The organism is Halomonas colorata (assembly GCF_014897985.1).
Classification (GTDB): domain Bacteria; phylum Pseudomonadota; class Gammaproteobacteria; order Pseudomonadales; family Halomonadaceae; genus Vreelandella; species Vreelandella colorata.
In genome coordinates, this window is record NZ_JABUZA010000019.1 from 66,836 (window position 1) to 75,085 (window position 8,250).

8 protein-coding genes are annotated in these 8,250 nt (G+C 52.0%); all 8 read left to right on the forward strand.

The genetic code is table 11. The annotated features are described in order from the left end of the window. Positions 1 to 40: 40 nt before the first annotated feature. The 8 genes from INT33_RS11250 (at position 41) to INT33_RS11285 (ending at position 8,010) form a co-directional block, all read left to right on the forward strand. Complete coding sequence (locus INT33_RS11250) at positions 41 to 1,225, forward strand: response regulator (protein ID WP_193091905.1); 1,185 nt, start codon at positions 41 to 43, stop codon at positions 1,223 to 1,225. Next, complete coding sequence (locus tag INT33_RS11255) at positions 1,222 to 2,019, forward strand: sulfite exporter TauE/SafE family protein (RefSeq protein ID WP_193091906.1); 798 nt, start codon at positions 1,222 to 1,224, stop codon at positions 2,017 to 2,019. The genes INT33_RS11250 and INT33_RS11255 overlap by 4 nt, the downstream gene beginning before the upstream one ends. Before the next feature lie 54 nt (positions 2,020 to 2,073). Further along, positions 2,074 to 2,862 (forward strand): prolipoprotein diacylglyceryl transferase, encoded by a 789-nt coding sequence (gene lgt / locus INT33_RS11260; protein ID WP_193091907.1) that lies wholly within the window; start codon positions 2,074 to 2,076, stop codon positions 2,860 to 2,862. 272 nt (positions 2,863 to 3,134) lie between these two features. Next, on the forward strand, positions 3,135 to 3,962 hold the full coding sequence (locus tag INT33_RS11265; protein ID WP_193091914.1) for a thymidylate synthase: 828 nt from the start codon (positions 3,135 to 3,137) through the stop codon (positions 3,960 to 3,962). Next, complete coding sequence (locus INT33_RS11270) at positions 3,959 to 4,522, forward strand: dihydrofolate reductase (RefSeq protein ID WP_193091908.1); 564 nt, start codon at positions 3,959 to 3,961, stop codon at positions 4,520 to 4,522. Before INT33_RS11265 ends, INT33_RS11270 begins: the two co-directional genes overlap by 4 nt. A 20-nt stretch (positions 4,523 to 4,542) precedes the next feature. Next, on the forward strand, positions 4,543 to 5,331 hold the full coding sequence (locus tag INT33_RS11275; protein ID WP_193091915.1) for a ProQ/FINO family protein: 789 nt from the start codon (positions 4,543 to 4,545) through the stop codon (positions 5,329 to 5,331). A 269-nt stretch (positions 5,332 to 5,600) separates the two neighbouring features. Continuing rightward, positions 5,601 to 6,671, forward strand: coding sequence for a porin (locus tag INT33_RS11280; RefSeq protein WP_193091909.1), 1,071 nt, complete (start codon positions 5,601 to 5,603; stop codon positions 6,669 to 6,671). Positions 6,672 to 6,978: 307 nt separating this feature from the next. After that, the gene (locus INT33_RS11285; protein ID WP_193091910.1) at positions 6,979 to 8,010 is read left to right on the forward strand and encodes a porin; all 1,032 of its coding nucleotides are present in this window, start codon (positions 6,979 to 6,981) and stop codon (positions 8,008 to 8,010) included. Positions 8,011 to 8,250 lie beyond the last annotated feature (240 nt).

Sequence of the window (8,250 nt, forward strand, 5' to 3'; positions counted from 1 at the left end):
GGTGTGAATTGACTTAAGCCAATTGGGAAGGCGCGAACGCATGCAACGCCATCGCGAAGAGCATTTCTGGAATGCCATCATTTGGCCGATTCTCTGGCCAATGCTACTTATCCAGACAGCGCTGATCGTGCTATGCCTTTTGGTAGGTCTCGCCGTTTGGTGGATGTCACCCAGCCAAGTTTCGTGGAGCACTACCTTGTGGTTGGCGCTTGCGCTGCTGCTGGGCAGCTCAATGAACGTATGTGCGTTTCTGATGTTGGTGAAAGCGCGTGCCAAACAGAAAGATGCGCATTTTATGCAAGAGTTACAAGGGCTTGAGCGTCACAGTGAAGCACTGAGGCTCGCCATAGCACAAATGCTGCCGGATAACGCGCTTACCACTCCCGCCATCGCTATAAGCTACGTTCGGCCATTGAAACGCCTGACGCGAGTTAACGAGTTGCTCTCAGGGCTTGAACACACTATTAGCGGCGCCCAGCGGTTAAGTAATCCCGCCGAACATGCCAAAGATGATCACGAGCAGGCGTTGCTAGATGACCTTCACCACCAACAGCAGCAGCTTAAACATCTCGTTGCCGGGCGTGACCGTGCCAGAGAAGAGTCGCGCTTAAAGTCAGGTTACCTGGCGTTGCTTCAGCGTGAGACGCATGATCTCAGTGATCATTTAGGTCATATCCTGGAAAATGACGAGTGCCAGGCATGCCGTCAACAGGTTCTGAATATGCGTGAGCGTCTGGCGGACGTGCGCGCGTTGCTCGTCAATCTGGTGTATCAAAGCGTCAATGATGATGATCCCACGCCCGCCGTGGCAACAACGCAAAGCCGCCCGTTGCGCGTGCTGGTCGTTGATGACGGTCCTGTCAATCTGATGCTGGCGCGGCAAATGCTGGAAGCACATGGCCTGAACGTGGAAGGGGTGAGCAGTGGCGAACAAGCGCTTGAGCGCCAACAAGCCACGTTATTTGATTTAGTCTTTATGGATATTTTTATGCCCACCCTGGATGGTCTGGAAACCACCCGCCGTTGGCGTGCCTACGAGCAAAAAAGCGGAAACCATCGCAGCATTCTCATCGCCCTAACGGCCAATGCTGACAATGCCGGGGTTGCTGAGTGCGAAGAAGCGGGCATGGACGATTTGCTAACCAAGCCTTATCAACCTGAAAAGTTACTCGGCATGATTTCAAAATGGCTGCCCGGCGCGCCCATTAAGGCGCCTAATTCATGAGCGCAATGGCTATGTTGTTCGGCTACCTGGGGTTGGGCGCGGCGGCGGGCACCATGGCAGGGGTATTCGGTGTCGGTGGCGGTATTATTATCGTTCCTGTCCTCATGTTTGCCTTTGGCCTGCAGAATATTCCATCAGAAATCACCATGCATCTGGCCGTAGGCACGTCGCTTGCCACCATTGTGGTAACGGGGGCGTCTTCAGCGCTTGGGCATTATCGCAAAGGCAGCGTTCATCGCGCATGGTTTTTGGCGCTATTACCTGGGCTCATGATGGGCGCGATTGGCGGCGTGTTTATTGCCGGAAATCTCTCCGGCACTGTCTTGGGCATGCTGTTCGGAATTTTCGTTTTGCTCCTGGCCACTAAAATGGTGTTTGGTTTATCCCCCAAGCCCGGGTTCGTGGCGCCGGGTAGAATCGCTATGTCGGTGGCCGGGGCGGTGGTGGGGGCTATTTCAGCATTATTTGGCATTGGCGGCGGCGCTATGACAGTGCCGTGGCTATCCCGGTGTGGTGCGACGATGACCCAGGCGGTAGGCACCTCTGCCGCCTGCGGGTTACCCATTGCGGCGGTCGGGGCGCTCACCTTTATTATCATGGGGTGGGGCAATCCACTCCTGCCTGCCTGGGCCACCGGGTTTGTTATGTGGCCGGCCTTTTTTGGAATTGTGTTAACTAGCGTTCCGTTTGCGCGCATTGGCGTTCGCCTTGCCCACGTCTTGCCCGCCCATGTACTAAGGTTATGCTTCGCCCTGCTGTTAACAGTCGTCGGCTTACGCTTTGTATTAGCCTAGTGGGCACCATAATCGCGCTGCATTTTCTTCTTCTTGAGTGACTAGAGTATTTCGATGATTAACTACCCAGCAATTGACCCCGTGGTGTTCTCCCTTGGGCCGCTGCAAGTGCACTGGTATGGCTTGATGTATGTGGTGGGATTTGTCGCCGCCTGGTGGTTAGGTTGCAGGCGCGCTGCCCGCGTCGGGCTTACCAAGGACGATATTAGCGATTTATTATTCTATTGCGCTATCGGCGTTGTGGCAGGCGGGCGGTTAGGCTATGCGCTTTTTTACGGTTTAGGGCAGTGGTCCGCTGATCCACTCTGGATTTTCAAAGTGTGGGATGGCGGCATGAGTTTCCACGGCGGCTTGTTAGGGGTGCTCTTGGCAGCCTGGTGGTTTGCGCGCCGCAAGCAGCTTGCTTTCTTTGCGCTGACCGACTTTATCGCACCGCTCGTGCCCATTGGTTTGGGGGCTGGCCGAATTGGCAATTTCATTAATCACGAACTGCCGGGGCGTGTTACCTCGCTACCCTGGGGCATGCCTTTTCCCGGCATGGGGCCGGAGCCTCGCCATCCTTCCGCACTTTATGAAGCGGTGCTTGAAGGCTTAGTGCTGTTTGTTATTCTTTGGTGGGTTTCTGCCAAGCCGCGCGCCCGCGGCTTCGTCTCCGGCCTGTTCCTACTCTTCTACGGCATCTTCCGCTTTATGGTCGAATTTGTGCGCATGCCGGATGCGCATATCGGCTTTATCGCGTTTGGCTGGGTCACCATGGGCATGCTGCTAACCCTGCCCATGATCGCGTTAGGCTTAGTGCTCATGGCGTGGTCTCGTTCACAGCCAGTAGATGCCAAAGTTTAAGAAGTTAATTCATTAACGCGCTACGGTCTGTGCAACCACCTGGTTAAATAGTTTCGTAGCGCGGTGTAAGCGTTAGCGCACCCGCGAATGGCCGCCGGAACCGAAAACAACGCGGATGTTTTATTCATGCGCCCCATGCGTTCGTTACCACGCGCTACCACCCGCCATTAATTCCCCACGCTAGACCCTCGCAGGCTGGCAGCCTAGAATACCTCCCTATATCGCCTGCAATTTTTGGAAACCTTGTGACCGTTACAACGCCTACGTCAAATATGACCATGAACACCAGCGCCCAGCCCGCGCTTGAACAGCCGTATTTGGATCTAATGCGCACCGTATTGGAGCACGGAGTGGACCGCAACGACCGCACCGGAGTGGGCACTCGTTCGGTGTTTGGGCACCAAATGCGTTTTGACTTATCACGTGGCTTTCCACTGTTAACGACCAAAAAGCTGCATTTGCGCTCTATCATTCACGAGCTTCTGTGGTTCTTGAAAGGCGACACCAACATTGCCTATCTTCAGGAAAATGGTGTGCGCATCTGGGATGAGTGGGCCGATGAAAACGGCAACCTGGGCCCTGTGTACGGTTATCAATGGCGCAGCTGGCCGGACCCCAAAGGGGGAAGTGTCGACCAGATTGCCAAAGTGCTGGAGCAGATTCGCACGACGCCTCAATCGCGCCGTCTGATTGTGTCCGCCTGGAACCCCGCTCAGGTCGATGAAATGCAGCTGCCGCCTTGCCACTGTTTGTTCCAGTTCTATGTAGCGAATGGCCGGCTGTCTTGTCAGCTTTATCAGCGCAGTGCTGATATTTTCCTTGGCGTGCCGTTTAATATCGCAAGCTATGCACTGTTATTAAGCATGGTCGCGCAGGTAACAGGGCTTGAGCCGGGCGAGTTTATTCATACGTTGGGTGATGCGCACCTTTATAGTAACCACTTTGAGCAAGCGAAAGAGCAGCTGACACGTGAGCCAAAAACAGCACCCCAGCTGGTGCTGAATCCTCAGGTAAGTGATCTGTTCGAATTCAGCTTTGATGATATCCAGATAGAAGCGTATGACGCTCACCCTCATATAAAAGCCAAGGTAGCGGTATGAGTTCTTATAACGGTTCTTACGATAGTTCTTATAACAGCGAGATCGAACCTCTGGTGCCCGTTGCCATGATTGTGGCAATGTCGAAAAACCGAGTGATCGGTGTTGAGGGTAATCTGCCCTGGCACCTGCCTGAAGATCTTAAGTTCTTCAAACGCATGACTCAGGCAAAACCGCTGGTAATGGGACGTAAAACATACACCTCCATTAGCAAGCCATTGCCTAACCGGCTTAATATAGTCGTAACGCGTAATAAAGACTTTGCGCCCGACGGGGTGCGGGTCTGTCATGACTTACCCGCTGCACTAGCATTGGCCGACCAGCAGGCAACAATAGATGCTGCTGAAGAAATTATGGTAATGGGTGGGGGAGAGATTTATCGTCAGGCGTTACCGTACGCCCAGCGGCTTTATGTTACCGAAGTCGATATCGAAGTGAACGGTGACGCTGAGTTCCCTGAGTTGAAAGCAGATGAGTGGCGGGAAGTACAGCGTGTTGCTGGAACACCCTCCGAAGGCAAGCCACCGTACGATTTTGTGGTTTATGAGCGCAACGCTGACTGAAAAAGGTCAAAGGAGTGGGTATGACCGCCAGTGTAATGCATCTACTAGATAGCTTAGAGTCTCGCCTTGAGCAGGCTCAAAGCGAATTACAAAGCCTGCGTAATGAAAACGCGCAGCTAAAACAGCAGTTAGTAGAGCAAGCCGTAACGCTACAAAAAACGCTCGACGAGCCTAGTGTATCTGCGCAAGAGGCGCTTGCACCTGAAGCAGCGCCCACAACGCCTGAGCCAAACGCAGCGGAGCAGGTTGTTCCTGAGCCTGCAGATCCTCCGCAAGCGCAGGAGGCGCAAGAAGAGGTTGCGCCTCAAGCTCCTGTTGTTGAGCAGCCCTCACCCCACAGCCTTTTGAAAGAGTGGTACCAGCGTTACCCGCAGGCTTTCTTTAAAGGGCACACCAAACCTTTAAAAATAGGTATTCATCAGGACCTTACCGCCCGAGAACCTTGGTCTGGAAAGTTGATTCGTCGCACATTGGCCAACTACGTTAACTTGCCGCGCTATCTGAAATCAGTACGTGAAGGAGTGGATCGTATTGATTTGGACGGTCAGCCAGCGGGAAAGGTCGACAAAGAAGCCTCTATGCACGCCAGTGACAAGCGTCACGAAAAGCAAGCGAAGGGTCAGTTAAAGGGCGCGCAAGAGGTAGCCAAAATAGACCCTAAAAATGAAACAGAACAAAAGGTTGATGCGCCTAAGAAAAATAAACCTAGCAATGATGTGCATTCAGAAGCTAAAAAAAATGAGCCACAAAAGCCACTTAGCTTGGAAGACAAGTTAAAGGGCTTGCAGCAGAAATTCGAAGTGCGCTGAGACTCACATGCACCCCATGGGTTCCATAAAAAAGCATAAATCGTAAGAGAACACTGTTTTTTTCTATTGCGTTCCCTGGAATCCCGGTATAGAGTTTGACCTGCGAGCATTGGACTATAACAAGGTTTGATTGAGGATGTGCCACATACCGCTGGGAAAAACCAACGGATGCGAAAAACGAGCATAGCCCACAAGCCAACTGCTGAAGGCTCTTTAAAAAAGCCCGGCAGCTACGATCGAAACAGTAAGCTAGTTAAGGAACCTACATCATGAAAAAGACACTTTTAGCGACTGCTATCATTGGTGCCCTGGGCGCTTCTGCTGCCGCTCAAGCCGCCACTGTATATGATCAGGACGGCACCAAGCTTGACGTCTATGGCCGTATCGCCATGGGTATCGCCGGTGGCGGCCCCGAGTTCAACAGTGCTGGTGAGCGCATCGACGACGGCGCTGAGTTCGTAGACGTTTTCTCACGTCTTGGCCTGCGCATGAGCCATGAAGTTACTCGCGATCTGACCGCTTTCGGTCGTCTTGAGTGGCGCTTCAAGGGCGACGAGCGTTACACCGAGTCTGGCTTTACTGAAGTTCGTCAGAGCTACCTCGGTCTGCAAAGCGACCAGTTCGGTACTTTCCAAGCCGGTAACTTTGACAGCTTCTACAACCAGTTCGTTTCTCTGCCGTTCGATGTTTACATCGACCAAGGCCTTGAGTTCGCTGGTCACCCGAAACAGTCGCGTGGCGACTCTATCGGTTACTACACGCCTGACCTGAGCGGTTTCACTGCCTTCTTGCAGCTGAAGCACTACAGCGAGCGCGGCTTGACTGAAGCTCAGCAAACTTCTGAAGGTTCAGTTGTTGCACCGCAAGGTGGTGTTCGTTACGCACAAGGTCCGGTAACTGTAGGTCTGGGTTTTGTTGAAGATGTACAGCGTGGCGGCGGTAACGGCGAAATGATGTACGGCCTGATCGGTCAGTACGCGTTCACCGACCAGTTCTCTGCTCGCCTGGGTTACGAAACTCGTGACAACAACAGCGGCTACGATCTGCGTACTGCTAGCGACGAGAACGGCTTCGACAAAGTTGGCCTGGGTGCTACATACACCACTGGTCCTTGGGCTTTCACCGGCGATTTCTACAACGTAGAGCGTGACGGCGAAGAAACCAGCAAGTCTTGGGCTCTGGGCAGCTACTACAAAGTTTCCAGCGCGTTTGACGTGTTCCTGGAAGTTGCTGACGCTGATGCCTCTAACCGCATCAACAGCGACACCGATCTGGGTGACGTAATTCCTGACCTGACTGAAGACGTATACTGGCTGACAGGCGCTCGTTACCACTTCTAAGCCTGGCTTAACTGCCATGCTTTAAAGGGTACCTGCCTAGCAGACCTAATAGAACCGGCCTCTTTTGAGGCCGGTTTTTTTGGTTTGTGGGTTACAAAAAAATAGCATTTAGATGACATTTTGCTTTCATTTCAAATCGTTATTTTATAACATTCGTGGCGCTTAAATTTTTAAATGATTTTCATTACTAAATTTTATTTGAGCATATTAAAAGCGTAGGGCTAATCGCGGCTAAGTTTTTAACTGCCAGGTTGTTAGCTGCCAGGTTATTAGCCACTGGGTTATTGAAAGCAAATAAGGGAACAAGATGAAGAAAGTATTATTGGCAACCGCTGTAGCAGGTACCTTGTGGGCCGGCGCTGCCCAGGCAACCACAGTGTATGATCAGGATGGTACAAAGTTAGATATCTATGGGCGTATTTCCATGGGTATCGCCGGTGGCGGGGCCGAGTTCGATAGCAACGGCAATAAAATTGATGACGGCGCAGAGTTCGTTGATGTGTATTCGCGCTTGGGCTTTCGAATGAGCCATGAGGTCACCTCCGATCTAACCGCATTTGGTCGGCTGGAGTGGCGCTTTACCGGCGATGAGCGCAATACAAACCAAGGCTTTAATGAAATTCGCCAAAGCTACCTTGGTCTGGCAAGCAAGCAATACGGAACGTTTCAGGCAGGTAGCTTCGATAGCTTTTATGCGCAGTTCGTTTCCTTGCCGTTTGACGTCTACCTGGACCGTGGGCTGCTGTTCAAGTCATCGGGTATACAGTCGCGTGGCGACTCTATCGGCTACTACACGCCAGAGCTCAATGGTTTTACTACCTTTGTGCAGCTTAAGCACTACAGCGAGCGCGGCTTGACGGTTGAAGAGCAAAGCGGAGAGGGGAGTGTAGTGGCCGCTCAGGGTGGTGTGCGCTATCAGAAAGGCCCGCTCAAAATTGGGCTAGGTGCTGTTGAAGATGTGGTGCGTGGCGGCGGCAATGGCGAAATGCTCTATGGCCTGATTGGCAGTTACCAGTTCACTGATCAATTGGCGGCGCGCTTAGGGTATGAAACCCAAGATGAAAGCGATGTTTATGGCGGTGGCTTTGACACCGTAGGGTTAGGCGGCACCTACTCAACAGGGCCCTGGGCATTTACGGCCGACTACTACAATGTTAAGCGAGACAGCCAGGATAATAGCAATGCCTGGGCGGCGGGCACTTACTATAAGGTCTCCTCATCGTTTGATGTGTTTGTCGAAGTGGCTGATGGCGATGCGCCTAGCGTTAACCGAGGTACTACCTTGGGCGAGCTGACCGACAACGTGTATTGGTTAACCGGGGCTCGTTACTTGTTCTAAACAATCATTAAATTCAAAGATAGTAAATTCAAGTTTAAAACGCCTTGCATTTTGTAAGGCGTTTTCCTATTTAATTGGCATCTAGCCTGTTTTATTAAGCATCATTGCAATGCTTCTTAATTAGTATTACGTGTATAGGTTTTTGTGTTGCCATAATGAAGATAAGGAAGGTCTGAATAATTACCGATATTCGTCAACGCTCACTTGAGCTGATAAAAAATTGCAAATTTAGGCACTATT